Source organism: Photobacterium lutimaris (assembly GCF_003025555.1).
Classification (GTDB): domain Bacteria; phylum Pseudomonadota; class Gammaproteobacteria; order Enterobacterales; family Vibrionaceae; genus Photobacterium; species Photobacterium lutimaris.
Genome location: NZ_PYMH01000009.1, coordinates 162,886 through 186,627, shown reverse-complemented (window position 1 = coordinate 186,627; position 23,742 = coordinate 162,886). Strand labels below are relative to the sequence as shown.

The window sequence follows — 23,742 nt, the reverse complement described above, 5'->3', positions numbered from 1 at the left end:
GATGAATAATATTTAATATATACCCTAAAAAGTGAATGAAAGTTAATTGTGGGTGATATTTTGCGCACAAAAACAAACGGCAGCCGAAGCTGCCGTTTTATCGTGGATAGGTGTGAATTAGTTCGACTTAATTTGTGGTGTCAAATGTTCACACACATGGCGAGCGAAGCCGCTACCGGCTTCATTGTAGATATTGAAGGCCGCATCGACTCCCAGCGCTTTGAGCTCTTCTTCTTCATCGTCATATTTGGCAATGGCAGCGATTTGGCCTTGGTAATTGCGCTCACGGATTTGCTCGAGGGCAAAACTGTTGGCTTGGCTGTGCGGCATGGCGAGCAGGATCAGCTGAATATGTTGCTTGGAGATCACCCGGGCCCAAAAATCTGAGTCGGTAGCATCGCCGTGGATGACATGGCGACCTTGCTCTTGATGCAGTTCGACCGAGTCTTCACGGGCTTCGACCCCGATGATTTTGTTGCCGTACGTTGCTACCAGCTCATCATAGGCCCCGCTACCAATGCGGCCCATACCTAAGATCAGGATTTGTTTATCCCCTAAATCTATCAGGCGATCACTGGCATTGAGTTTTTCCGGCTCGAACTCTCTGAGCCACTTTGAGGCATCTTTGTAGAGACGATGACCCAAGCTGTTGAGCGGGGCGGCGACGAGAAAAGAGAGGGAGACCGCGATCGCAATGGCGACCAAGAAGCTACCCGGTAGCATGCCCATTTTGTAGGCGAGACCGCCGACGATAAGGCCAAATTCGCTGTAGTTGAACAGAGTCAGGGTCCCGAGTAGGGAAGTACGGACTCGGTAGCGGAACAAATTGAAGATGACGTAATACAAAATCCCCTTGAGCGGCAGCATAACCATCAGCAACAGTGCCATTAGTAGGCCATCGAGCGTCGGTTTTTCTGCCAAGCCAATGTTGAGGAAAAAACAGACTAGCAATAGCTCTTTGAGGTTGAACAGCGACTTTGACATCTCTGATGACTTGGGATGGGCGGCGAGCATCATACCCATGATCAGCGCGCCGAGATCCGCCTTCATGCCGACAAGCTCAAACAAGCCAGCCCCGGCGACCAGCGCCAGGAAAATACCGTACAGCACCAGCATCTCACCGTGCCCGGCACGGTCAAGGATCTTAAACAGCGAAGGGCGTAGCAGTGGCAGGGCAAACAGGGCAAGGGCTGTGATTTCAGGGATCTTACCGGTCGATACGGTCAGGAAAAGTACCGCGAAGATATCCTGCATAATCAGGATCCCGATGGCGAGGGTACCGTAAGTTGCGTTGAGCTCGCCTTTTTCCTGTAGCGCCTTAATCGCAAATACCGTACTGGAGAACGACAGGGCAAAGGCAAGCAAGGCTATTTGGGCCACATCGAGACCCGCCATCATACCAACCCCTAGTTGCTTGAGGACAAGTAAAGCGAGGGTAAACAAGCCGGTCGTGAGCAGGTTGTGCAGGGTGGCGCCACCCCAGATTTCTTTGCTTAGTAGGGTTTTAACATCGAGCTTTAGGCCAATAGTAAATAGCAGCAGTGTCACACCGAGATCGGCGAGGCTCGATAGTACCGGGGTTGATTCGTAGCCTGCGGTATTGAGGGCAAAGCCGGCGACAAGGAAACCCACGAGTGGGGGCAGCTTGCACCGAAGTGCGATAAAGCCGGCCAAGAAGGCGGCGATGATATAGATAAGTTCCATGCTAGGCTGACGTTCCTTTATGGTTCTTCGCCAGGCCAAAAATGGATTAATTAGATGTGTGGACTGGCTGTTGGATATGTACCTCTATCTATGAGGGTACTTTATTGACGGCGAAATATAACACAAAGGGCAGTCTTCTGTCTGAAGTCTGCCCTTAATATTTTGTAACAGGATGAATAACTTAGAAAGCTAATCATCGTCTTGGTTTTCGCTTTAAACTTTGCTTTCGTTACTCTTCTAACAAGCGCTGCAACAAGACACCGTTAAGCATGGCGCGCTTGATCATCGAAAATGCACCGATGGTCGGCTGGGTGTAGAGCACAGACTCAACGATTGGCAAGTCCTTGTTAAAGGTTGAAAGCGACTGGGTTTCCACACAGCGGCGAATCGCAGGAAAAATGACGTCTTTGGCTTGGGTAATATTACCGGCCACGACAATTTTCTGTGGGTTAAACAAGTTGATGGTCATTGCCAGGGCTTTGCCCAATTGATTACCAACTTTGATTAACGCTTGGCTTGCCAGTTCGTCGCCCTTATTGGCCGCTTCACAGATAGCTGGCATGGTGATATCTTCCAGCTCTTGCAAAGAGCTTGGGTAGCCTTGGTCAAGCAGGGCTTGAACGTGGCGGATAATCGCCGGATCGGCTGCGACGGTTTCTAGGCAGCCAAAGTTGCCACACTGGCACTTGTCGCCAAGCGGGTCGATCTGGATATGGCCAATCTCACCGACATTACGGTTGAAGCCCAAGAATACCTGCCCGTTGACAATGATCCCTGCACCGGTACCGTGGTGGACACTGACAAGGATAGAGTCCCTGCAGTCTCTGCTTGCCCCGAAATAATGCTCGGCCAGTGCCAAGCCGCGGATATCATTGCCGACAAAGCAGGCAACACCGTATTTGTCTGTGATAATTTCCGACAACGGCAAGTTATCAACATCGATGTGGGGCATGTACTCAACCACACCGCTTTCCGGATCAATCAGGCCCGGTAGGGTGATCCCAAAGGCAACCAGTTCGCGTAGCACATTCTGGTTATCGGAAATAAATGTGCGGATATGCTCAAGCAAGCCATCGATAAGCTCTTGTGGATTGGCATAGTAGAAAGGATGCGCAGTACCGACAATATGCTTGCCGCTAAGGTCATAAATCGTTAGTTCGATGTAGTTTCGCCCGAGGCGAATCGCAATCGAGTGAAAAGGTGCTGACTCTGTAGTCAACGAAATTGCACGCCGGCCTCCGGTGGAAGCCTGCTGCGCGACCTCTTTAATCAGGCCGCGCTCCAGCAGTTGGCGGGTGATTTTAGTAACACTTGCAGGTGCGAGCTGACTGATATCAGCAACCTGGATTCGAGATATAGGGCCTTGCAAGTCGATGAGCCGGTAAACAGCAGCGCTATTTAGCTGCTTTACCAGATCAACATTACCAATTTGTCCGCCTGTCATATTTAATTCTGCTCGTATTCACCGTTAACAACAGTCGCCTGAACTTTATAGTCACGATCAAAAATAGCTAAGTTTGCTACCATGCCTTTTTTGATGGCGCCCAACTTCTGATCAACGCCGATAGCGCGAGCAGGATAGAGGGTTGCCATACGAATCGCTTCGTCCAGGGCGATACCTGCATGCTCGACACTATTCTGGACCGCTTCGATCATAGTGAGTGCCGAACCACCAAGTGTGCCATTTTCATCAACACACTTACCATCACGGTAATATACTTTCTTGCCGACAAAAATAAAGTGATCCATGTCAGCTCCTGCGGGTGCAGTTGCATCGGTGACCAAAACAAGTTTGTCGCCTTTCATGCGGTGGGCCATGCGGATATTGGCATAATCGACATGGAAACCATCGGCGATCACACCGGTATAGACCTCTGGTGTGTCGTAAATAGCCCCGACCATACCCGGCTCACGACCAGCAATCGGGGTCATGGCGTTGAACAGGTGGGTCGCGAAAGTAATCCCTGAGGCAAAGCCGTTGCGGGCTTCTACGTAAGTGGCGTTGGTATGACCTGCTGATACTACGATACCGGCTTCAACCAGTTGCTCGATATGGCTGTGGTCGTTTTGCTCCGGTGCGAGGGTTACCTTGGTCACCACATCGGCATTGTCGCAGATGGCATTGATCATCGCGTTGTCAGAGCGGCGGATATGGTCAACAGAGTGGATACCTTTTTTCATCACGTTTAGGTAAGGACCTTCAAGGTGCAAACCCAGTGAATGGTTTTGGTATTGGCTCTGATAGTCGCGCTCGGCAGCGATTGCCGCTTTCATATCTTCATCAGAAGAGGTGATCAGCGTTGGCAGGAAGCTGGTGCAGCCTGATTTCAGGTTTGCACGGTGCATGGTATGGATAGTGTCGGCATTGATCTCATCATTGAGCATGACACCGCCACAGCCATTCAGCTGGAGGTCGATGAAGCCTGGTGTAAGATTGGCACCATCAAGATCACGGATTTCAATATCCGCAGGAAGTTCTGAAACAGGGCAGACAGCGTGAATGTTCACGCCGTCAATAATGACGGCGTGGTTATTCAGCACATCGCTACCGGTGTAAATGCGGCAATTGGTTAGCGCGTACATGAATAACTCCTTGATTACAGATGCTTGATGTTTTCAGCTTCAAGTTCACGGAAGTACTTAACAGTCTTCACTTTCAGCTCTTGTGTCGATGGCTCATCACATACAATCAGAGATTTAGGGTGAATCTGCAGGGCTGAAACTGTCCATAGGTGGTTAACTGACCCCTCAACTGCGGCTTGCAGCGCTAGCGCTTTGTTGTGACCGGTTACCAGAATCATAATTTCTGCAGAATCTAGCAGGGTACCGACACCGATAGTCAATGCGTACTTAGGTACCTGGTTGATATCGCCATCGAAGAAACGAGAATTCGCGATGCGGGTATCTTCAGTCAGGGTTTTGATGCGGGTACGAGACGCAAGAGACGATGCTGGCTCGTTGAAGGCTATGTGACCGTCGTTACCTACGCCGCCCATGAACAGGTTAATCTTGCCGTATGACTTGATTTTCTCTTCGTAGCGTTGGCATTCAGCATCGTGATCTTCAGTATTGCCATTAAGAAGGTTGATGTTTTCTTCTTTAATATCAATGTGGTTGAAGAAATTGTTGTACATAAAGCTGCGGTATGACTCAGGGTGGTCTGCCGGGATACCAATGTACTCATCCATGTTGAAGGTGACAACATGCTCAAAGCTTACTTCGCCAGCTTGATAAAGCTCGATTAGACGCTTGTACGTTGCTAGCGGGGTGCCACCTGTTGGTAGGCCCAGTACGAAAGGACGTTCCGCTGTTGGCTTAAATTTGTTAATACGATCAGCAATATAGCGGGCTGACCACAAACCTACATCTTTAGCTTCATTCAGTGGGATTAGTCTCACAGTGACACCTCATTCCAAATTTAAATTACGGTTAAATCATAGCGTGATATCGCATTTGTTTTGCATGATAAAATAAGTTTTATGATCGAGCTAGCAAAATCGCCTGCCAATTGGCAATACTGGTGACTAAGATCACAAATGAGGACCTTTTAATTTGCGGGGCGAAATAAAATTCTTAAACTGCAAGAGACTTAATCGGATAGCTAAAATAAGTTATTCACAATCGAATCTAAGAAAACCATAGGGGGAACTAAGGGTGAATATTCTTGGATATTTTCAAAAAGTAGGTAAAGCATTGATGGTGCCTGTCGCCACGCTTCCTGCAGCTGCAATCTTAATGGGTATTGGTTACTGGATTGATCCGGCCGGCTGGGGTGCGAACAGTGCACTTGCTGCTTTCTTGATCAAAGCTGGTTCGGCTATCATCGATAACATGTCTGTGCTGTTTGCAATTGGTGTTGCTTACGGTATGTCTAAAGATAAAGACGGTGCAGCAGCACTATCGGGTTTCGTTGGTTTCTTAGTAGTGACTACGTTACTAGCACCGGGCACGGTTGCTAACATCCAGGGTATCGATGTTAGCGCAGTACCAGCGGCCTTCGGCAAGATCAACAACCAGTTTGTTGGTATTCTAGTGGGTATCGTTGCGGCTGAAATTTACAACCGCTTCTCGCAAGTTGAATTGCACAAAGCACTGGCGTTCTTCTCTGGTAAGCGTCTGGTTCCAATCTTGATGTCAATTGCTGGTATCCTCATCGCTTTCGTTCTGATGTTTATCTGGCCTGCTGTATACGGTGGTCTAGTCAGCTTCGGTGAAGCGATTCAGGGTCTTGGTGAGCTAGGTGCGGGTATCTACGCATTCTTCAACCGTCTACTAATCCCAGTGGGTCTTCACCATGCACTGAACTCTGTATTCTGGTTTGACGTAGCAGGTATCAACGACCTTCCTAACTTCCTTGGTGGTCAGGGTTCAATCGACTCTGGTGTTGCAATTCCGGGTGTAACGGGTATCTACATGGGTGGTTTCTTCCCAATCATGATGTTCGGTCTACCAGGTGCAGCGCTTGCTATGTACCACACAGCTAAGCCAGAGAACAAAGACAAAGTTGCATCAATCATGATTGCTGCAGGTTTCGCTTCATTCTTCACTGGTGTTACTGAGCCGCTAGAATTTGCCTTCATGTTCCTAGCACCAGGCCTATACGTACTTCACGCACTACTAACAGGTATCTCTGTTTACATCGCAGCTTCAATGCAGTGGATTTCTGGCTTCGGTTTCTCTGCAGGTCTGGTTGATATGGTTCTTCAGAGCCGCAACCCACTTGCGACAAACTGGTACATGCTGGTTGTACAGGGTCTAGTATTCTTCGGCCTATACTACGCAATCTTCCGCACGGTTATCATCAAGTTCAACTTGAAGACTCCTGGCCGTGAAGACGAAGATGAAACAGCATCTGATGTTGGCGGTTCTCAGGAAACGGGTGAGCTAGCTAAGCAGTACGTCGTAGCTCTAGGTGGCGTATCTAACCTAGAAAACATCGATGCATGTATCACTCGTCTACGTCTGACGCTGAAAGACAGCAGCCTTGCTGATGAGAAAACACTGAAAGCACTGGGTGCAATGGGTGTGGTGAAACTGGGTTCTAACAACCTACAGGTTATCCTAGGCCCACTTGCTGAAATCGTTGCTGGTGAAATGAAGAAAGTTTCTCCGAACGAAGACCTATCAGCAGTAAAGCTTCCTTAATGACTTTGCCTTAAGTCATAGTTAACGACCATATCGGCCTCCATTCGGAGGCCGATATTCCATCAGACTCAATAATCACCTGTTACCACACTATCAAAGCATTCTCTCTCTTTCAGACCCGTGTCTGAGTTATCAAGGGCGAGCCTTAGTGCCTGCGGTTTCAGATCATTGTTATGTTTGTTTGTCCCCCTTGGCAGACCTATGATGCCAAGCGTAAAGCTTCAGTTTCTGGGGATGTTGAGGTGCGTGCGATGAGTGCGGACCGCCAGCGCTTTAGCCGTTTAGTCACGTTGTAATGGCTGTTGGCGGGCCTAACCCCGCCAGTTTCGGCCGATTATCTTCGAAACCCCGTACGATTGCGGGGTTTTTTTATTCATATCGACAAACAATGTACACTATTTGTTGAGTCGGCCCCTATATTTATGGATCATAGGGGACTTAAAAATCCTGTAAGCACACGAGGTCTAATTGATGAGTGAATCTGAAGCTCGTCCAACTAACTTTATCCGCCAGATTATTGATGCGGATTTAGATAGTGGCAAACATACAAGCGTACATACCCGATTCCCGCCGGAGCCGAATGGTTACCTGCATATCGGCCATGCGAAATCTATTTGTTTGAACTTCGGTATTGCTCAGGACTATCAGGGTCAATGTAATCTTCGTTTCGATGATACAAACCCTGAGAAAGAAGACATCGAATACGTTGAGTCTATTAAGAACGATGTTAACTGGTTAGGCTTTGAATGGAGCGGTGAGATTTGTTACTCATCGAACTACTTCGATAAGCTGCACGGGTTTGCTATTGAATTGATTAATAAAGGCTTAGCGTACGTTGATGAGCTAAGTCCAGAGCAGATGCGCGAATACCGTGGCACCCTTACCGAAGCCGGTAAGCACAGCCCATACCGTGATCGCAGCGTAGAAGAAAACCTTGAGCTGTTCGAGAAAATGAAGAACGGTGAGATTGAAGAAGGCAAAATGAGCCTGCGCGCTAAAATCGACATGGCATCACCGTTTATGGTGTTGCGTGATCCGGTTATTTACCGTGTACGTTTTGCCACTCACCACCAAACCGGTGACAAGTGGTGCATCTACCCGATGTACGATTTCACCCACTGTATTTCAGATGCGCTAGAGGGCATTACGCACTCTATTTGTACCCTGGAGTTCATGGACAACCGCCGTCTGTATGACTGGGTACTGGATAACATCACAATCGACTGCCAGCCTCGTCAGTATGAGTTTAGCCGTCTAAACCTTGAATACACCGTGATGTCTAAGCGTAAGCTGAACCAGCTTGTGACTGAAAACTTGGTGTCAGGTTGGGATGATCCACGTATGCCGACTATCTCTGGCCTACGTCGCCGTGGCTTTACGTCGGCGTCTATTCGCGAATTCTGTAAGCGTATTGGTGTAACCAAGCAAGACAACACCATTGAAATGAGCTCACTAGAATCCTGTATCCGTGACGACTTGAACGAAAATGCACCGCGTGCAATGGCTGTTCTTGACCCAATCAAAGTCGTAATTGAGAACTTTGATGGCGAAGCGGAAATGTTAGACGTTGCTAATCACCCGAACAAGCCTGAGATGGGTAGTCGTACGGTACCTTTTACTCGTGAAGTGTACATCGAGCGTGAAGACTTCCGCGAAGAAGCCAACAAGAAGTACAAGCGTCTTGTTCTGGGCAAAGAAGTTCGTTTGCGTGGCGCGTATGTGATCAAGGCTGAGCGTATCGAGAAAGACGAAGACGGCAACATTACTACCATCTTCTGTTCTTACGATAACGAAACGCTGGGCAAGAACCCTGCTGACGGCCGTAAGGTGAAAGGCGTGATCCACTGGGTATCTGCAGAGCAGGGTGTTCCGGCTGAAATCCGTCTTTACGATCGCCTATTTACCGTTCCAAACCCAGGTGCGGCAGATGACTTCGTGTCAGTGATCAACCCTGAGTCACTGAGCGTGATGAATGGCGTGGTTGAACCGTCACTGGTTGAAGCTGAAGCGGAAAAAGCGTTCCAGTTTGAGCGTATGGGCTACTTCTGTACCGATAGCAAAGACTCTTCGAAAGAGAAGTTGGTCTTTAACCGCACCGTTGGCCTACGTGATACTTGGGCGAAGATTGGTGACTAAGCCTCTCCAACCCTGATATGAAAAAACCAGCCAAATGGCTGGTTTTTTTATTGGTGGACAACAACAAAAATGAGGCTGGTTGAGTGGCCAAGTGTTGAGCTCATGGCCTTATTGTTTTTTACTTGGGCCTAATTATTTTTTGTCGTGTAGTGTGCTGTCTTCTTGGCAGTTGCCTTCTGCACAGTGGCCGTACAGGTACAGACTGTGGTTGGTTAGGCGAACATTGAAGCTAGCCGCGATTTCTTTTTGGCGTTCTTCGATGATGTCATCAGAGAACTCAATAACTTTGCCACAGTCTAGGCATACTAGGTGGTCATGGTGATGCTGTGTTGCCAGTTCGAATACCGATTTGCCGCCTTCAAAGTGGTGGCGCGTCACAATGCCTGCATCGTCAAATTGGTTTAAAACGCGGTATACCGTCGCCAAGCCAATTTCTTCACCGATATCGATTAGCTTCTTATACAAGTCTTCAGCACTGATATGCTGGCAATCCGGCTGTTGTAACACTTCCAGAATCTTAAGGCGTGGAAGGGTTACTTTCAGGCCAGCTTGTTTTAGTGCGTGATTGTTATCTGACATTGGAGTTTCCTATTGGCTACCCGCACCCTCATGATACGGTAGTCTTTCTCTTCTTTGCTCATTATAAGTGACCACAAGGTAACAATAAACCTAAAAACAGGTCAATCTTGCTGATATCTAACTTTTCTTATTGTTGCTTGTGTGTTGTCCAAATGTAATTAGACGCAGTGGGAGTCATCTCATTGAACCTGTGATAGGAGTGCCGCTATGTATCGAATTTTCCTGCCTATCAGTGATCAATTTTGCCCTGAATCTCTGGCCTCAAAGTTAAAATAGTGAAATGGAAATGCTAATCGTACTCAATACGGCGCGAGCGTTATTTTGCAAGCCAAGCCGGTGTATATCTGGATGCTGATAGCGAGCCTCAGCAAGGAATGCCATTTGGGCCACGTAGGGGGAAACGCTATCTTAAGCTTTCCAGATATAAAAATGCCGGGCATCAGACCCGGCATTTTAGTTTTCGCTAGACGAAATATTAGTCAGCAAGTTCTGCTAGGCACATTTCATCGAAAATCTGGTTAACCCACTTCTGTACGCGCTCTTCGGTAAGTTCTGGCTGGCGGTCTTCGTCAACACACAGACCAATGAAGTGGTTGTCGTCTACAAGCGCTTTAGATGCTTCGAACTCAAAGCCTTCGGTAGAGAAGTGGCCAACGATAGTTGCGCCACGACCTTCAACGATTTCACGTACTGTACCCATCGCATCACAGAAGTACTCAGCGTAGTCTTCCTGATCACCACAGCCAAAGATAGCAACCAGTTTGGTTGAAAAGTCGATTTGCTCTAGCTCAGGGAAGAAATCATCCCAGTCACACTGTGCTTCACCGTAGTACCAAGTTGGGATACCTAGCAACAGTAGGTCAAAGTTATCGATATCTTCTTTGCTGCATTTTGCGATATCTTTTACTTCAACTAGCTTTTTGCCCAGTTGTTTCTGGATCATTTTAGCGACCGCTTCTGTGTTACCAGTGTCGCTACCAAAGAAGAGTCCTACACTTGCCATAGTAGAAATTACCCGTTATTAATGTTGACCGTTAACCTGTTGGTTAACGATAGAAATAGCCTTGTCAGGAGTATACCCTGATGGTCAGTGATCGCGGTATGTAAAGTCAGCACACTGCTGCTTTTGGCTATCAATGACTGTAATCGTTCAGTTTTAACCGATGCCTGCGCCTTCCCAGCTGATTTGGATCAGACCTTTGGTAATAAAACCGGCACATCCAAGGAAAAGAACCAGCCAGACGATTTTTCGGCCAAAAGGCGGAACATTGCCTTGTTTTAGCACATCTTTAATGGCCATGCCGATAAAGAAAAATATCGCGGCAAAGAGCAAATCCAGCCCAATAGATTCAAGCAAATCCATATGCTCATACAACATCTGTGTCTCCTTTCCACATTATCGTCATTTTTGAGCCAGGCGCGCACTATATCATAGACAACGCCCGCCTGTTAACGCTAAGCGGCCTGCAAGAAGTTCAAAATGATACGATTAACCGTTTCAGGTTTTTCAGCATGCAACCAGTGCCCCGTGTTGGCCACCAGATGCGCTTTGGCGTTGGGAAATTGGGTGCCAATCGCCACGCGGTGTTCCGGTAAAATATACTCTGAATTCTGCCCCTTGATAAATAAGGTCTTGCCAGTGAACGGCACTATGTCCTGCCAGCCCATAATGGTGGCATAGTTGGCAATGAGGCCTTCGACATTGAAACGCCAATCAAACAGCCCGTTTTCTTGTTTGGCAAAGGATTTGAGCAGGAACTGGCGAACCCCAGGTTCAACCACGTGCTTAGCGAGTAACGGTTCGGCTTCACTGCGCTTGCTGACGGTGTGGCGGGAGACTTCACGCAAGCCGTTGAACACGTTTTCGTGGCGGTGGACCAGGTAGTGAACCGGTGCCATATCCAAGACCAGCAAATGGTTGAGTCGGGCCGCAGCGAGTTCGGTTGCTGCCATTGCCACCTTGCCGCCCATAGAATGACCAATCAGCGAGAAGCGCTCGACGTTGAGTTGGTCGATAACAGTAAGGATATCTTGTGCCATTTCGCGGTAGGTAAATTGATCGCTGTGTGGGGAGCGACCATGGTTACGCAGATCAACGCTGATCACTTTATATTTATCTTTCAATGATCTGGCCATTAGGCCGAGATTGTCGGCGCTGCCAAATAGGCCGTGGATCAAGACGATCACATCGCCTTCGCCATCGACTTGGTAATGAAGATTCACTGACTATTTTCTCTTGTAGTTAACGCTTTACCGTAGAGTATAACCTCGGATCACGTTATAATCTCTCGGTGATTTTTAAACGGAACGATAATGAACACTACGATGAAGACTATTGAGGTAGACGAAGAGCTATATCGTTATATCGCGAGCCAGACCCAGCACATTGGTGAAAGTGCTTCGGATATCCTGCGCCGCTTGCTGATGATGCCTGATCAATCTGTAGCAACCTTGCAGCATGAGGTCGTGATGCCAGTACGTCCGAAAGGCGTCGTGGTGAGCAAAGATGCGGGCAACGTGGTACCCAATAACGATCGCGTGAAAGAGATGCGTTCGTTGTTGATTTCTGACGAATTTGCCGTGCAGGAAAAAGCGATTGGCCGATTTATGCTGGTATTAACCTCGCTTTATCGTATTGATCCTCAAGGTTTCTCTGAAGCGGCTGCTATTAAAGGGCGTACCCGAATTTACTTCGCCGATACAGAAGAGAAACTGCTAGCAAGTGGCAAGACCACTAAGCCTAAGCCAATTCCGGAAACACCTTTTTGGGTGATCACGAATACGAATACTGATCGTAAACGCCAGATGGTTGAACAACTGATGGTCAAGATGAGCTTCAGTGGCGATATCATTGAAAAAGTTTGCGGTGAAATTTAACCGGCAATATGCCTATTTAGTTTTTACAAGGATACGTTAATGGCTATTCATCCTCGTGCGGGGCAGCGTGCTCAGCAAGAAGATATGCATAATATTCCCGCGTTGGTGGCAAATTATTTCCTGATTGAGCCAAGTGCTCAAAATCCGCAGCAGAAGGTCGCATTCGGAACTTCTGGTCACCGCGGGACCGCCGACAAAGGAACGTTTAACCAGCACCACATTTGGGCGATTGCTCAGGCTGTGGCTGAAGTTCGCGCTGCCAACGGCGTAACAGGTCCACTATTCCTTGGTAAGGATACCCACGCACTGTCTGAGCCTGCTTTTACCTCGACACTTGAAGTGTTGGTGGCTAATGGTGTGCAGGTTGTGATCCAGCAAGATAATGGTTACACCCCAACACCGGGTATTTCTCATGCCATCTTGTGTCACAACAAAGCGCAGGATGACAAAGCTGACGGTATCGTTATCACGCCATCGCACAACCCACCGCAAGACGGCGGGATCAAATACAACCCGGTCCACGGTGGCCCGGCGGAAGGTGCACTAACGACGGCTATCGAAACCCGAGCCAATGAAATTATTGCAGCGGGCATGGTCGATGTTAAGCGCATTTCAATCGCTGATGCCTTTGCTAGTGATCTGGTTGAAGCGCGTGATTTGGTTGCACCTTATGTTGATGATCTGGTTAATGTCATCGATATGGCTGCGATCCAGAAAGCCAATCTGAAAATGGGTGTTGATCCACTGGGCGGATCTGGCATTGAGTACTGGCGTCAGATCGCTGCGCATTACGGCTTGGATCTTACGCTGGTGGATGAGTCTATCGACCCGTCTTTCCGCTTCATGTCGCTAGACAAAGACGGCGTAGTGCGCATGGACTGTTCGTCGCCTTACGCGATGGCTGGCCTGCTGGCGCACAAAGACAAATACGACTTGGCGTTCGGTAATGACCCTGACTACGACCGTCACGGTATTGTGACGCCTGCCGGTCTTATGAACCCTAACCACTTCCTAGCGGTATGTATTGATTATCTTTACCGCCACCGCCCTGATTGGGCACAGGAAGTTGCTGTTGGTAAGACATTGGTATCCAGTGCACTGATCGACCGCGTTGTTGCTGATCTTGGCCGTGAGCTTTGCGAAGTACCGGTTGGCTTCAAATGGTTTGTTGATGGTCTTTACAGCGGTGAGCTTGGCTTCGGTGGCGAAGAAAGTGCGGGGGCATCATTCCTACGCATGGACGGTACACCTTGGTCTACCGACAAAGACGGTATCCTGCTTTGCCTAGTTGCGGCAGAAATCACTGCCGTAACCGGTAAGAACCCGCAGCAATACTACGAAGAACTGGCAGCTAAGCACGGTGCGTCTGAGTACAATCGCCTGCAGGCTGTGGCTAACGGTGAGCAAAAAGCAGTACTGAGCAAGCTATCTCCTGAGATGGTTGCCGCTGAAACGCTGGCGGGTGATGCCATCACTGCACGCCTGACGCATGCGCCGGGTAACGGTGCTGCTATTGGTGGCCTGAAAGTGACCACTGAAAACGGTTGGTTTGCTGCGCGTCCTTCAGGTACGGAAGACATCTACAAGATCTACTGCGAGAGCTTCAAAGGCAAAGAACACTTGGCCTTGATTGAGAAAGAAGCACAGGAAATTGTCAGCAAGGTATTTGCCGACGCTGGCCTGTAATCTCTCGAGATTGATTGTGAAAACGCCCGCTCTATAGAGCGGGCGTTTTTTTATGTCTATAGCATTGGTTATTGGTTATTGGTTAATGATTTAAGGTTTCATTGAAGAGTGGGGCCAGTGTTCAGGCATCACAAACCACACCTTGTCATCGGGTGCAATTGCCATCGTCGGATTACTGACGGACACCAGTGTCGGCTCATCGGCTATTTGGTTGTAGCGGGGAGGGGCAATCCATTCCGGTTTGGCGATAGGGCGGAGTTTCAAATCGGCAGCTTGCTTTGAATAGCACCACAAGCCTTGAGCGGCCTCTGATGCAAGTTGGATCCCCGAACCGATAAAATCGGTAAAGGCCGGATAAAACAACCGCCCTTGCATGATCAGCCGGCGCTTATCTATCTTGCCATATAGTGCCTGATATTGATCAATAAAGGCAGGATGCTCAGACAGCATTAGCTGGTGACTGAGCATCTTGTTGGCCTTCTTATCCAGATCGTCACGGGCATTGGGACCGGGCCAGCTTTCTTCAAAAGCGAGGTAAAATTTGATGGCGACTTCCCAGTGCTCTACCTCACCTGACCGTATGTCTTTAACCAGGAAATCGACAGCGCCGAGAGTGCGTTTGTTGACACTCAGCTGAATTTCCTCTGCAAGTAGATCATAGCTGGGGTGGTGCATGATCAGCTGTTGCCATAGCCACTGGTAGAAAAAGCCCAAACGGCGTCCACCTTGGTACTCTATACCTTGTGGGATAATGGCGTTACTGGAAAACTTATCAAGCCAGCGTTGGTCGGCAATGAACGGGTGACCGTCTAATAGTGGTGGAAGGGCAAGTACGGCGTTGAAGCTGTTATCAGCATGATCACTAGCCGTTGTTTTATTGTAAAAAATGGACATTTCGCTATAAAACCCTTCTTTTTATAATGATATTGACTATTAAACACCCTGTTTTAGAGTGTTAACTCTAGGTTATTTCAATAGATTAGAACAATAAGACCAGTATGTAGTTCTGCTTGGCCAAGGAGGCGTTATGTACACTCGCTATTCACCATTGCGTATTTTTGTTCGCCGTGCGTTTGTTGTTACTGTCGGGGTAGTGACCTTTCCTGTCATGATGTTCACTGCAATGGAAACACGCTCACGGCTATATAGCTACCTGCATCGGGTATGGTTGAAAACCAGTACCAAGCCAGTTTGGCTAACCCAGACAGAGCTGGCGGCCCAGCAGCTATACTGACCTTTATACTAATGACCTTAATAGATAAAGCTGCCGTTCGGCAGCTTTTTTGTGGGTACGATACATAACCCGCTCTGGTGACAGTGCACAGGAAAAGGTCAACAGCTATCGAAGTTTGGGTATAGAATATCGCTATTGCGGAGAAGGAAATAGACGATGAACAATATCCAATTAGAATCAGTGCTTAATGAACTGCTGAGCCCACATCAGATCAAAGATTACTGCCCGAATGGTTTGCAGGTTGAAGGTAAGTCAGAGGTAAAGAAAATCATTACTGGGGTAACAGCCTGCCAGGCTCTGATTGACCGAGCGATCGCAGAGCAAGCCGATGCACTTATTGTCCACCATGGTTTTTTCTGGAAGGGGGAGCCAGCTGAAATTCGTGGCATGAAATATCGTCGCATCAAAGCGCTTATTGAGAATGGTGTCAATCTATACGCCTACCACCTGCCGTTGGATGTCCATCCGACATTAGGTAATAACGCACAATTGGCTGAATTGCTGGATATCGAAGTGCTAGGAGGCTTGGAAGAGGGCAATCCGAATTCGGTGGCAATTTATGGTCAGTTAGCTCAGCCACTAAGTGGTGAAGAACTTGCGGCAAGGCTTTCTATTACCTTACATCGTGAGCCGTTGCACATTGGCGATAATGCTCCACAAGAAATAAAAACCGTGGGATGGTGTACTGGCGGAGGTCAAGACTTTATAGAATTAGCTGCGAATAAAGGACTGGATGCTTTTATTTCAGGAGAAATTTCCGAAAGAACAGTTCATATTTCCCGAGAGTTAGGTATTCATTATTTTAGTGCGGGCCACCATGCAACTGAACGTTATGGAATTAAATCATTAGGAAATTACTTAGCTGAAAAACATAATTTTGATGTTAAGTTTATCGACATAGATAACCCTGTTTAACACTGGGTTAACCTAATGGATGACATAAAAAGGCTTAATGCGAGCGCATTAAGCCTTTTATTTTGTGTTGTAAAATTTCATATTTCGTTATTTCGGAGGTATTGTATCTGTTAGATCTGGGTCTAATTCATACTTTGTTTCAACTTTTTATGGGGTTTGGTGGGGCTTTCGGTTTAATTCTTGATAATTGTCAAAGATTCATTCTGAACCTTTGTTTGGCTTAGCGAAATATAATTACAACCTACCATTCTTTCAGGTAATTTAAATTTACTCGTTTTAATGAACTAGAATGCTTTATTCAGTAAGTATTCAGGGATGTAAAACAATTAATTGGCATGATGCCTTTAATAACGAGCTTTAAATGACTTTGACCTATTCAGCGAATGTTTTTTATCAGTTTTAAATTGTACTGATGTCGACTGAATGTATTTAATTGGAGATTCCCCCATGACTAAAAAATGGTTTACCGAAACGGTTGCCAGTACTGTGTCCAATTTGGGCACGTCAACCGAAAGTGGTTTATCTTCTGAAGAAGTGAAACAGCGCCAGGAACAATTTGGCGCCAATGAACTGCAAGAGCAAGCCGGCAAGACCGTGCTTGAGTTGCTTGCCCACCAATTTATGAATCCACTGATCTTTATTCTAGGGGTCGGTGCGATTGTTTCCTTCTTTACTGGTCACTTGGTTGATGCCGTGGCAATCGGTGTCATCATCGTTATCAACGTACTTATCGCTTTCTGGCAGGAATTCAAAGCCCAGAAAGGGATGGAAGCACTGCGCGATATGGCAGCGCCGATGGCGCAGGTTCGTCGAAATGGCGAATGGATGGATATCCCAGCACGCGATATTGTCCCGGGTGATGTCCTAAAGATCAGCACGGGTGACATTCTTGCGGCTGATGTGCGTATCGTTGAATCGAATCGTCTATCAATAGATGAAGCGGCACTAACGGGTGAATCTGAACCAGTTGATAAGACAGCTGATGCGCTAGAAGACGGCCATATTGGCTTAGGCGACCAGATTAACATGGGCTTCATGACCACAATGGTTACCTCAGGTACTGGCCTGGGTATCGTTGTGGGTACCGGTATGCAGACTGAAGTTGGCCACATCGCTGACATGATGGCAAACACTGAAGAAACCAAGACGCCAATGCAAGAGCGCATGGACACAATCGCCAAAACGCTAATGGCTGTAGCGCTGGGTGTGGTTGCGGTTGTTTGTGTTATCGGTCTATACCACGGTATGCCATGGCTTGAAATCCTAAACACAGGTATTTCACTGTCTGTTGCTGCTATTCCTGAAGGTTTGCCAACGGTTGTTACTATCGTTCTTACCATGGGTTCAACCCGTATGGTTAAGAGCAACGCGCTGGCTAAGCAGCTAGCAGCGATTGAAACGCTAGGTTCTACAACTGTTATCTGTTCTGATAAGACAGGTACCCTGACTCAGAACCAGATGCAGGTGATGAAAGCTTATGATGCATCTGGCCGTAACTGGGAAGTAAGTGGTAAAGGTTTCTCTCCTAAAGGTGAATTTAAGCCACTTTCACACAGCACTGATGTGAAAGACAGCCCTGAGATGATGCAAGGCCTGGTTGTTGCGACACTATGTAACGATGCTGAATACATTCAAGATGGCGACAAGTCTTCTGTACGTGGTAACCCAACTGAAGGCGCACTGATTGTTGCTGCTGCTAAAGCCGGCCTACAACAAGCTGAAATGCTATCAACTGGCGGTTACTCGATTGTTGATAAGTTCCCATTCGACTCATCGCGTAAAATGGCCTCGGTAATTGTTAAGGGCCCTGAAGGGAAGCACTTCCTAGCGATTAAGGGTGCGCCTGATGTCGTACTGCGTAACGCGTCTGGCTTCATGGTCAATGGCGAAGTCGTTGCTAATCAGCCATCGGTTGCTGAAGGCAACCTAGCGGTAGCCGCTAACCCGGCAGACGAGCTAGTGGCTAGCTACGAAGCTGCGATTCAGGATTTTGCCCATCAGGCACTTCGTACACTGGCGGTAGGTATCCGTGAGCTGTCTGAAGCAGACCTGAAGCGTGATCCTGCAGAGCTTGAGAAAGATGTAACGATTCTTGGCCTGTACGGCATCATGGATCCACCACGCCCTGAAGTACGTGCTGCAGTAGATAGCTGTTACGACGCTGGTGTACGTACGGTAATGATCACTGGTGACCATGCGCTTACAGCGGCTGCTATTGCTCGTGAAATCGGTATTATCCGTAGCGAAGAAGACTTGGTTGTGACAGGTAGTCAGCTTGACGACATGGACGATGACGAACTACGTCGTATCTGTCCGAAGGTTGCGGTATTTGCCCGTGTAACACCAGAGCACAAACTGCGTATCGTTCAGGCTCAACAGCACAACAACGAAGTTGCCGCGATGACAGGTGACGGTGTGAACGATGCTCCAGCGCTACGCCGTGCTGACATCGGTGTTGCTATGGGTATCACCGGTACATCGGTTGCTAAAGATTCAGGTGACCTGATCCTGCTGGACGATAACTTCAGCACGATTGTTAAGGCAGTACGCCAGGGTCGTCAGATCTTCGATAACCTTCGCAAGTTTATCCGTCAGGCTCTGACTGCGAACGTGGGTGAAGTATCGGTAATCCTGTTTGCCTTCCTGTTCATGGGCCCAGAAGTGGCATTGCCACTGACACCATTGATGATCCTATGGATCAACCTGGTTTCTGACGGTCTACCAGCACTGGCACTTGGTGTTGACCCAGAAGAAAAAGACCTGATGGAGCGTACACCTCGTAAGCGTAACGAAAGCTTCTTCAGCGATCACCTTGGTACGCGTATTGTGATTCGTGGTCTTACCCAGGGTGGTATGAGCTTCTTGGCTTTCAACTGGGCAATGAACGCAGGTCTAAGCGCTAACTACGCACAGACAATGGCCTTTGCAATGCTAGTGTTCTGTCAGCTATGGCACATCTTCGATTCGCGTTCGTTTACTACGCTATTCCGCAAGAACCCATTCACCAATAAAGCGCTGTTGGGTGCCGTAGCGCTATCAGCAACGCTGTCTCTAGGTGTGATTTACACCGGTGTTGGCCAGTTTATCTTCAGCACTGAAGGTTTGTCTGCTAGCCACCTAATTACGGTGTTCTTGGCGGCATCTCTACCAACGCTGGTTCTATCTGGCTTGAAAGAAGTGACTAAGATTAAATTTGTTTAATAACAAATAGTTGATGATAAAAAAAAAGGGCCTTCGGGCCCTTTTTTTTATCTAGCAAACAACGGTTATTCACGCTCGTAGAGCGGTTTGAACTCACGCTGGTTGTAACCGGTGTACAACTGACGGGGACGACCGATACGGTTGCCTGGGTCGTTGTGCATTTCGTTCCAGTGAGCAATCCAGCCAATCGTACGCGACATCGCGAAGATAACCGTAAACATAGAAACTGGGATACCAATCGCTTTCAGGATGATACCTGAGTAGAAATCAACGTTCGGGTACAGTTTCTTCTCCACGAAGTACTCATCAGACAGAGCAATACGCTCAAGCTCCATGGCAACATCCAATAACGGATCCTGAATGTTCAGCTCTTGGAGAACATCGTGGCAGGCATCACGCATCACCGTGGCGCGTGGGTCGTAGTTCTTGTATACACGGTGACCGAAGCCCATCAGGCGGAATGGGTCATCTTTGTCTTTCGCGCGTTCGATGTACTCAGGGATTTTGTCTACGCTGCCGATTTCTTCAAGCATCTTCAGACAGGCTTCGTTGGCACCACCGTGCGCAGGGCCCCAAAGTGAAGCGATACCAGCGGCAATACAGGCAAATGGGTTAGCGCCTGAAGAACCAGCTAGTCGAACGGTTGATGTAGATGCGTTTTGCTCGTGATCGGCATGCAGGGTAAAGATTTTATCCATGGCGCGTGCGACAACCGGGCTCACTTCATACTCTTCACACGGTGTAGCAAACATCATATGCAGGAAGTTCTCTGCATAATCCAGATCATTACGCGGGAAGATAAAAGGTTGACCGTTCGAGTACTTGTAACACATCGCTGCCAATGTTGGCATTTTCGACAGCAAGCGGAACGCCGTGATCTCACGGTGAGTATCGTTATTGATATCCAGTGAATCATGGTAGAACGCAGCAAGTGCACCCACAACGCCACACATTACAGCCATTGGGTGTGCATCACGACGGAAGCCGTGGAAGAAGCTTGAGATTTGCTCATGCACCATGGTATGGCGGGTGACAGTGGTACGGAATGTTTCGTACTGCTCGCGGGTCGGAACCTCACCGTAAAGAAGGATGTAACAAACTTCCAGATAGTCGGCGTTATTGGCCAATTGGTCAATCGGGTATCCGCGGTGAAGCAGAATCCCTTTATCACCATCAATGTAAGTAATTTGAGATTCACATGATGCAGTGGCTAGAAAACCAGGGTCGAATGTAAAATAACCGTTAGCTCCAAGCTTACGTACATCAATTACTTCTGGCCCTTCAGTGCCCCCGATAATCGGCAGTTCGACGGGTGCTTTCCCTTCAATGTGAAGAGTAGCTTTCTTGTCTGCCATAACAATCTCCTTTGTTTTTTATAATCCTAATCCAAGGCGGATGTACGTTTGTTGTACCGTTCAACTGCCCAAATGTCAATTTTTGTGCCTGCTTGTGTGCGCTTGTTAATAACTTTGGATAAAAAGATGCAAATTTCTAAAACCGTGTTAGAGGTCATGTAACAAGGTTTGTATTTGGTTGTTGCGCGGCGTATACTCGCGGCAGGTCTCTGGTTCTGCCGCCGCCAGACGCAAATGCCAAAGTTATCAATAATTAGAGTAAGTTAGCGAAGGCACTGTTTTACACTTGCAATGTAAAACATAATTGCAACCTCGGGTTACGGTTATGTTAACGCACTTGTTCGGCGTCAGTAGAAACAGGGAGTGATAACAATAACATTGCTTCAATGGAGCTGAGTGGGCAATCACCGTGAAAGTAAATAAGCCAAGACCTGTCAACCTCGACCTACAGACGATTCGCTTTCCCCTTACAGCGATAGCGTCTATCTTGCATCGCGTCTCAGGCGTGATCACCTTTGTTGCCGTGGCTATCCTGCTATGGCTACTGGGCCTCTCCTTATCATCCCCTGAAGGTTTTTCAAGTGCTGCTGGCATCGTAGACAGCTTCTTTGTGAAGTTGGTGCTGTGGGGCATCCTAACCGCGCTGTTCTATCACATCGTGGTAGGTATCCGTCATTTGCTGATGGACATGGGGTATTTTGAAGAAATGGAAACCGGGATCAAAAGTGCCAAAGTGAGCTTTGTCATTGTCGGTGTTCTATCTCTGTTTGCAGGAGGCCTGGTATGGTAAGCAACGTCTCAACAATCGGCCGCAATGGAATTCATGACTTTATTCTGATCCGTGCTACCGCCATCATTCTTACGTTATACACCCTTTATATGGTGGGCTTTTTCGCCTTTGGCCCGGAACTGACCTTTGCAACCTGGACCGCCTTTTTTGGCAAACTAAGTACCAAGGTCTTCACCATGTTGGCGTTGCTGTCGATCCTAATTCATGCCTGGATTGGTCTATGGCAAATACTGACGGACTACATTAAGCCTGCCGCACTTCGAGCGGGTATCCAATTTTGTGTAGTCGCTGTTCTTTTTGTTTACCTGTTTTCAGGTTTCTTTATTGTGTGGGGTGCGTAAGTGAGCATTGCAGTACGTGAGTTTGATGCCGTAGTTATCGGTGCTGGTGGTGCAGGAATGCGTGCCGCACTACAAATTTCTGAGCAAGGCCTTAAGTGTGCGTTGCTGTCCAAAGTATTTCCAACCCGTTCTCATACCGTATCGGCCCAAGGGGGGATCACTGTAGCCCTTGGTAATGCCCATGACGACCACTGGGAACAGCATATGTACGATACCGTAAAAGGGTCGGACTATATCGGTGACCAAGATGCTATCGAGTACATGTGTAAGAACGGACCAAAATCTGTTATTGAGCTAGAAAAAATGGGCTTGCCGTTTTCTCGCTTTGATAATGGCACTATTTATCAGCGTCCATTTGGTGGCCAGTCGAAGAACTTCGGTGGTGAGCAAGCGGCACGTACCGCCGCTGCAGCTGACCGTACTGGCCATGCCTTGCTTCATACCCTTTACCAGCAGAATATTAAACATAAAACGACAATTTTCTCTGAGTGGTATGCACTGGATCTGGTCAAGAATGAAGACGGGGCCATTTTAGGCTGTACCGCACTTTGTATGGAAACCGGTGAAGTATGCTACTTCAAAGCTAAGGCAACGATTCTTGCTACCGGTGGTGCCGGTCGTATTTACGCCTCGACTACGAATGCACACATCAATACCGGTGATGGTGTGGGTATGGCGATCCGTGCTGGCGTGCCGATGCAGGATATTGAAATGTGGCAGTTCCACCCAACGGGCATTGCGGGGGCTGGTGTACTTGTGACCGAGGGGTGCCGTGGTGAAGGTGGCTACCTGCTCAATAAAGACGGCGAGCGCTTTATGGAGCGCTATGCACCCAACGCGAAGGATTTGGCTGGCCGTGATGTTGTTGCTCGCTCAATGATGGTCGAGATCCGTGAAGGCCGAGGCTGCGATGGCCCTTGGGGACCGCATATCAAACTGAAGCTGGATCACTTGGGTAAAGAGGTGCTTGAGTCTCGCCTACCGGGTGTGTGTGAATTGTCGCGTACTTTTGCTCATGTTGATCCTGTCAAAGAGCCGATTCCTGTTATCCCGACATGTCATTACATGATGGGGGGTGTACCAACCCAGGTTTCAGGTCAAGCGATCAAGCAAGATCAAAGCGGCGCTGATGTTGAAGTTCAAGGCCTATTTGCTTGTGGTGAAATTGCCTCTGTATCCGTCCATGGTGCGAACCGCTTAGGTGGTAACTCACTGCTTGATTTGGTGGTGTTCGGCCGAGCTACGGGCCTTCACCTTGGTGAGACACTGCAAAAGCAAGCAGAAGCGAAACCTGCGACGGAAGCGGATATCGAGGCATCTCTTGAGCGTTATAATCGCTGGGAAAACAGTACCGGTGGTGAAGACCCGACCCAAATCCGCAAAGATTTACAGCAGTGTATGCAGAATAACTTCTCGGTATTCCGTGAAGGTGAGGCAATGGCGAAAGGCCTGGAAGAGCTGAAAGCAATTCGTGAACGCCTGAAAAATGCGCATTTGTCGGATAAGTCGACCGAGTTCAACACCCAGCGTGTTGAGTGTCTAGAGCTTGAAAACCTGATGGAAACGGCATACGCAACGGCAGTCGCGGCGAACTACCGTACCGAAAGCCGAGGAGCCCATGCCCGTTTCGACTTCCCTGAGCGCGATGATGAACAATGGCTGTGCCACTCTATCTATAACCCAGAAACAGAGCAGATGACCAAGCGTGATGTCAATATGGCACCGGTTCATCGTGAGGCATTTCCGCCTAAAGCGCGTACATACTAAGGGGAGGATAGA

Annotated in this window: 21 protein-coding genes; 11 read left to right on the top strand and 10 right to left on the bottom strand. The window is 48.1% G+C overall.

The genetic code is table 11. The features are described from left to right. Positions 1-117: 117 nt before the first annotated feature. From C9I99_RS18145 to nagB, 4 genes are all read right to left on the bottom strand, one after another. Positions 118-1,704, bottom strand: a complete 1,587-nt coding sequence (locus C9I99_RS18145) for a cation:proton antiporter family protein (protein ID WP_107350262.1) — start codon at positions 1,702-1,704, stop codon at positions 118-120. A gap of 229 nt (positions 1,705-1,933) precedes the next feature. Next, positions 1,934-3,148 (bottom strand): DNA-binding transcriptional regulator NagC, encoded by a 1,215-nt coding sequence (gene nagC / locus C9I99_RS18140; RefSeq protein ID WP_107350261.1) that lies wholly within the window; start codon positions 3,146-3,148, stop codon positions 1,934-1,936. Positions 3,149-3,150: 2 nt separating this feature from the next. Next, on the bottom strand, positions 3,151-4,287 hold the full coding sequence (gene nagA / locus C9I99_RS18135) for an N-acetylglucosamine-6-phosphate deacetylase (RefSeq protein ID WP_107350260.1): 1,137 nt from the start codon (positions 4,285-4,287) through the stop codon (positions 3,151-3,153). A gap of 14 nt (positions 4,288-4,301) precedes the next feature. Next, positions 4,302-5,102, bottom strand: a complete 801-nt coding sequence (gene nagB, locus C9I99_RS18130; RefSeq protein ID WP_107350259.1) for a glucosamine-6-phosphate deaminase — start codon at positions 5,100-5,102, stop codon at positions 4,302-4,304. A gap of 256 nt (positions 5,103-5,358) precedes the next feature. On the opposite strand from nagB, the gene nagE reads away from it, so the two are divergent. From nagE to glnS, 3 genes are all read left to right on the top strand, one after another. Continuing rightward, on the top strand, positions 5,359-6,849 hold the full coding sequence (nagE, locus tag C9I99_RS18125) for an N-acetylglucosamine-specific PTS transporter subunit IIBC (RefSeq protein ID WP_107350258.1): 1,491 nt from the start codon (positions 5,359-5,361) through the stop codon (positions 6,847-6,849). Between the two features lie 173 nt (positions 6,850-7,022). Then, on the top strand, positions 7,023-7,145 hold the full coding sequence (locus C9I99_RS27575) for an early set domain-containing protein (RefSeq protein WP_275937913.1): 123 nt from the start codon (positions 7,023-7,025) through the stop codon (positions 7,143-7,145). A gap of 175 nt (positions 7,146-7,320) precedes the next feature. Then, a complete protein-coding gene (gene glnS / locus C9I99_RS18120) occupies positions 7,321-8,985 on the top strand; it encodes a glutamine--tRNA ligase (RefSeq protein WP_107350257.1) in 1,665 nt (554 codons plus the stop codon). Positions 8,986-9,117: 132 nt separating this feature from the next. Here the strand turns inward: glnS and fcrX are convergent, their stop codons facing one another. From fcrX to C9I99_RS18100, 4 genes are all read right to left on the bottom strand, one after another. Further along, a complete protein-coding gene (gene fcrX, locus C9I99_RS18115; protein ID WP_107350256.1) occupies positions 9,118-9,564 on the bottom strand; it encodes a ferric iron uptake transcriptional regulator FcrX in 447 nt (148 codons plus the stop codon). 475 nt (positions 9,565-10,039) lie between these two features. Further along, the gene (fldA, locus tag C9I99_RS18110; protein ID WP_107350255.1) at positions 10,040-10,567 is read right to left on the bottom strand and encodes a flavodoxin FldA; all 528 of its coding nucleotides are present in this window, start codon (positions 10,565-10,567) and stop codon (positions 10,040-10,042) included. A 153-nt stretch (positions 10,568-10,720) separates the two neighbouring features. Then, complete coding sequence (locus tag C9I99_RS18105; protein WP_107298499.1) at positions 10,721-10,942, bottom strand: DUF2788 domain-containing protein; 222 nt, start codon at positions 10,940-10,942, stop codon at positions 10,721-10,723. A gap of 77 nt (positions 10,943-11,019) precedes the next feature. Further along, a complete protein-coding gene (locus tag C9I99_RS18100; protein WP_107350254.1) occupies positions 11,020-11,787 on the bottom strand; it encodes an alpha/beta fold hydrolase in 768 nt (255 codons plus the stop codon). A gap of 102 nt (positions 11,788-11,889) precedes the next feature. Here C9I99_RS18100 and seqA point away from each other — a divergent pair, with 102 nt between their 5' ends. Together seqA and pgm are read left to right on the top strand one after the other, a co-directional pair. Continuing rightward, complete coding sequence (seqA, locus tag C9I99_RS18095; RefSeq protein ID WP_107350310.1) at positions 11,890-12,441, top strand: replication initiation negative regulator SeqA; 552 nt, start codon at positions 11,890-11,892, stop codon at positions 12,439-12,441. Positions 12,442-12,480: 39 nt separating this feature from the next. Next, positions 12,481-14,127 carry a phosphoglucomutase (alpha-D-glucose-1,6-bisphosphate-dependent) gene (pgm, locus tag C9I99_RS18090; protein ID WP_107350253.1) on the top strand — a complete coding sequence of 549 codons (1,647 nt, stop codon included), beginning with the start codon at positions 12,481-12,483 and terminating at the stop codon, positions 14,125-14,127. A 90-nt stretch (positions 14,128-14,217) separates the two neighbouring features. Here the strand turns inward: pgm and C9I99_RS18085 are convergent, their stop codons facing one another. Further along, entirely contained in the window at positions 14,218-15,021 is an 804-nt protein-coding gene (locus C9I99_RS18085) for a DUF1853 family protein (RefSeq protein ID WP_107350252.1), read from the bottom strand. Positions 15,022-15,154: 133 nt separating this feature from the next. Here C9I99_RS18085 and C9I99_RS18080 point away from each other — a divergent pair, with 133 nt between their 5' ends. From C9I99_RS18080 to C9I99_RS18070, 3 genes are all read left to right on the top strand, one after another. Further along, positions 15,155-15,361, top strand: coding sequence for a DUF2517 family protein (locus tag C9I99_RS18080; protein ID WP_107350251.1), 207 nt, complete (start codon positions 15,155-15,157; stop codon positions 15,359-15,361). A gap of 156 nt (positions 15,362-15,517) precedes the next feature. Beyond that, positions 15,518-16,276 carry a Nif3-like dinuclear metal center hexameric protein gene (locus C9I99_RS18075; protein ID WP_107350250.1) on the top strand — a complete coding sequence of 253 codons (759 nt, stop codon included), beginning with the start codon at positions 15,518-15,520 and terminating at the stop codon, positions 16,274-16,276. A gap of 447 nt (positions 16,277-16,723) precedes the next feature. After that, positions 16,724-19,477, top strand: coding sequence for a cation-translocating P-type ATPase (locus C9I99_RS18070; protein WP_107350249.1), 2,754 nt, complete (start codon positions 16,724-16,726; stop codon positions 19,475-19,477). A 65-nt stretch (positions 19,478-19,542) separates the two neighbouring features. On the opposite strand, the gene C9I99_RS18065 is transcribed toward C9I99_RS18070, so the two are convergent. Further along, positions 19,543-20,832, bottom strand: a complete 1,290-nt coding sequence (locus tag C9I99_RS18065; protein ID WP_107350248.1) for a citrate synthase — start codon at positions 20,830-20,832, stop codon at positions 19,543-19,545. Between the two features lie 409 nt (positions 20,833-21,241). Between C9I99_RS18065 and sdhC the strand changes: the two genes are divergently transcribed. The 3 genes from sdhC to sdhA are packed head-to-tail and all read left to right on the top strand — an operon-like array spanning position 21,242 to position 23,730. Next, positions 21,242-21,622 (top strand): succinate dehydrogenase cytochrome b556 subunit, encoded by a 381-nt coding sequence (sdhC, locus tag C9I99_RS18060; protein ID WP_107350247.1) that lies wholly within the window; start codon positions 21,242-21,244, stop codon positions 21,620-21,622. Next, entirely contained in the window at positions 21,616-21,963 is a 348-nt protein-coding gene (sdhD, locus tag C9I99_RS18055) for a succinate dehydrogenase, hydrophobic membrane anchor protein (RefSeq protein WP_107350246.1), read from the top strand. The genes sdhC and sdhD overlap by 7 nt, the downstream gene beginning before the upstream one ends. Next, positions 21,964-23,730: a succinate dehydrogenase flavoprotein subunit gene (gene sdhA / locus C9I99_RS18050; protein ID WP_107350245.1), complete on the top strand. Its 1,767-nt coding sequence runs from the start codon at positions 21,964-21,966 to the stop codon at positions 23,728-23,730. The last annotated feature ends 12 nt before the right edge of the window (positions 23,731-23,742 follow it).

Excerpts from the sequence above, each read along its gene's own strand:
- C9I99_RS18145 (WP_107350262.1), bottom strand. The coding sequence starts at position 1,704 with ATGGAACTTATCTATATCATCGCCGCCTTCTTGGCCGGCTTTATCGCA.
- nagC (WP_107350261.1), bottom strand. The coding sequence starts at position 3,148 with ATGACAGGCGGACAAATTGGTAATGTTGATCTGGTAAAGCAGCTAAAT.
- nagA (WP_107350260.1), bottom strand. The coding sequence starts at position 4,287 with ATGTACGCGCTAACCAATTGCCGCATTTACACCGGTAGCGATGTGCTG.
- C9I99_RS27575 (WP_275937913.1), top strand. The coding sequence starts at position 7,023 with ATGTTTGTTTGTCCCCCTTGGCAGACCTATGATGCCAAGCGTAAAGCT.
- glnS (WP_107350257.1), top strand. The coding sequence starts at position 7,321 with ATGAGTGAATCTGAAGCTCGTCCAACTAACTTTATCCGCCAGATTATT.
- fcrX (WP_107350256.1), bottom strand. The coding sequence starts at position 9,564 with ATGTCAGATAACAATCACGCACTAAAACAAGCTGGCCTGAAAGTAACC.
- fldA (WP_107350255.1), bottom strand. The coding sequence starts at position 10,567 with ATGGCAAGTGTAGGACTCTTCTTTGGTAGCGACACTGGTAACACAGAA.
- C9I99_RS18105 (WP_107298499.1), bottom strand. The coding sequence starts at position 10,942 with ATGTTGTATGAGCATATGGATTTGCTTGAATCTATTGGGCTGGATTTG.
- seqA (WP_107350310.1), top strand. The coding sequence starts at position 11,890 with ATGAAGACTATTGAGGTAGACGAAGAGCTATATCGTTATATCGCGAGC.
- pgm (WP_107350253.1), top strand. The coding sequence starts at position 12,481 with ATGGCTATTCATCCTCGTGCGGGGCAGCGTGCTCAGCAAGAAGATATG.
- C9I99_RS18085 (WP_107350252.1), bottom strand. The coding sequence starts at position 15,021 with ATGTCCATTTTTTACAATAAAACAACGGCTAGTGATCATGCTGATAAC.
- C9I99_RS18080 (WP_107350251.1), top strand. The coding sequence starts at position 15,155 with ATGTACACTCGCTATTCACCATTGCGTATTTTTGTTCGCCGTGCGTTT.
- C9I99_RS18075 (WP_107350250.1), top strand. The coding sequence starts at position 15,518 with ATGAACAATATCCAATTAGAATCAGTGCTTAATGAACTGCTGAGCCCA.
- C9I99_RS18070 (WP_107350249.1), top strand. The coding sequence starts at position 16,724 with ATGACTAAAAAATGGTTTACCGAAACGGTTGCCAGTACTGTGTCCAAT.
- C9I99_RS18065 (WP_107350248.1), bottom strand. The coding sequence starts at position 20,832 with ATGGCAGACAAGAAAGCTACTCTTCACATTGAAGGGAAAGCACCCGTC.
- sdhD (WP_107350246.1), top strand. The coding sequence starts at position 21,616 with ATGGTAAGCAACGTCTCAACAATCGGCCGCAATGGAATTCATGACTTT.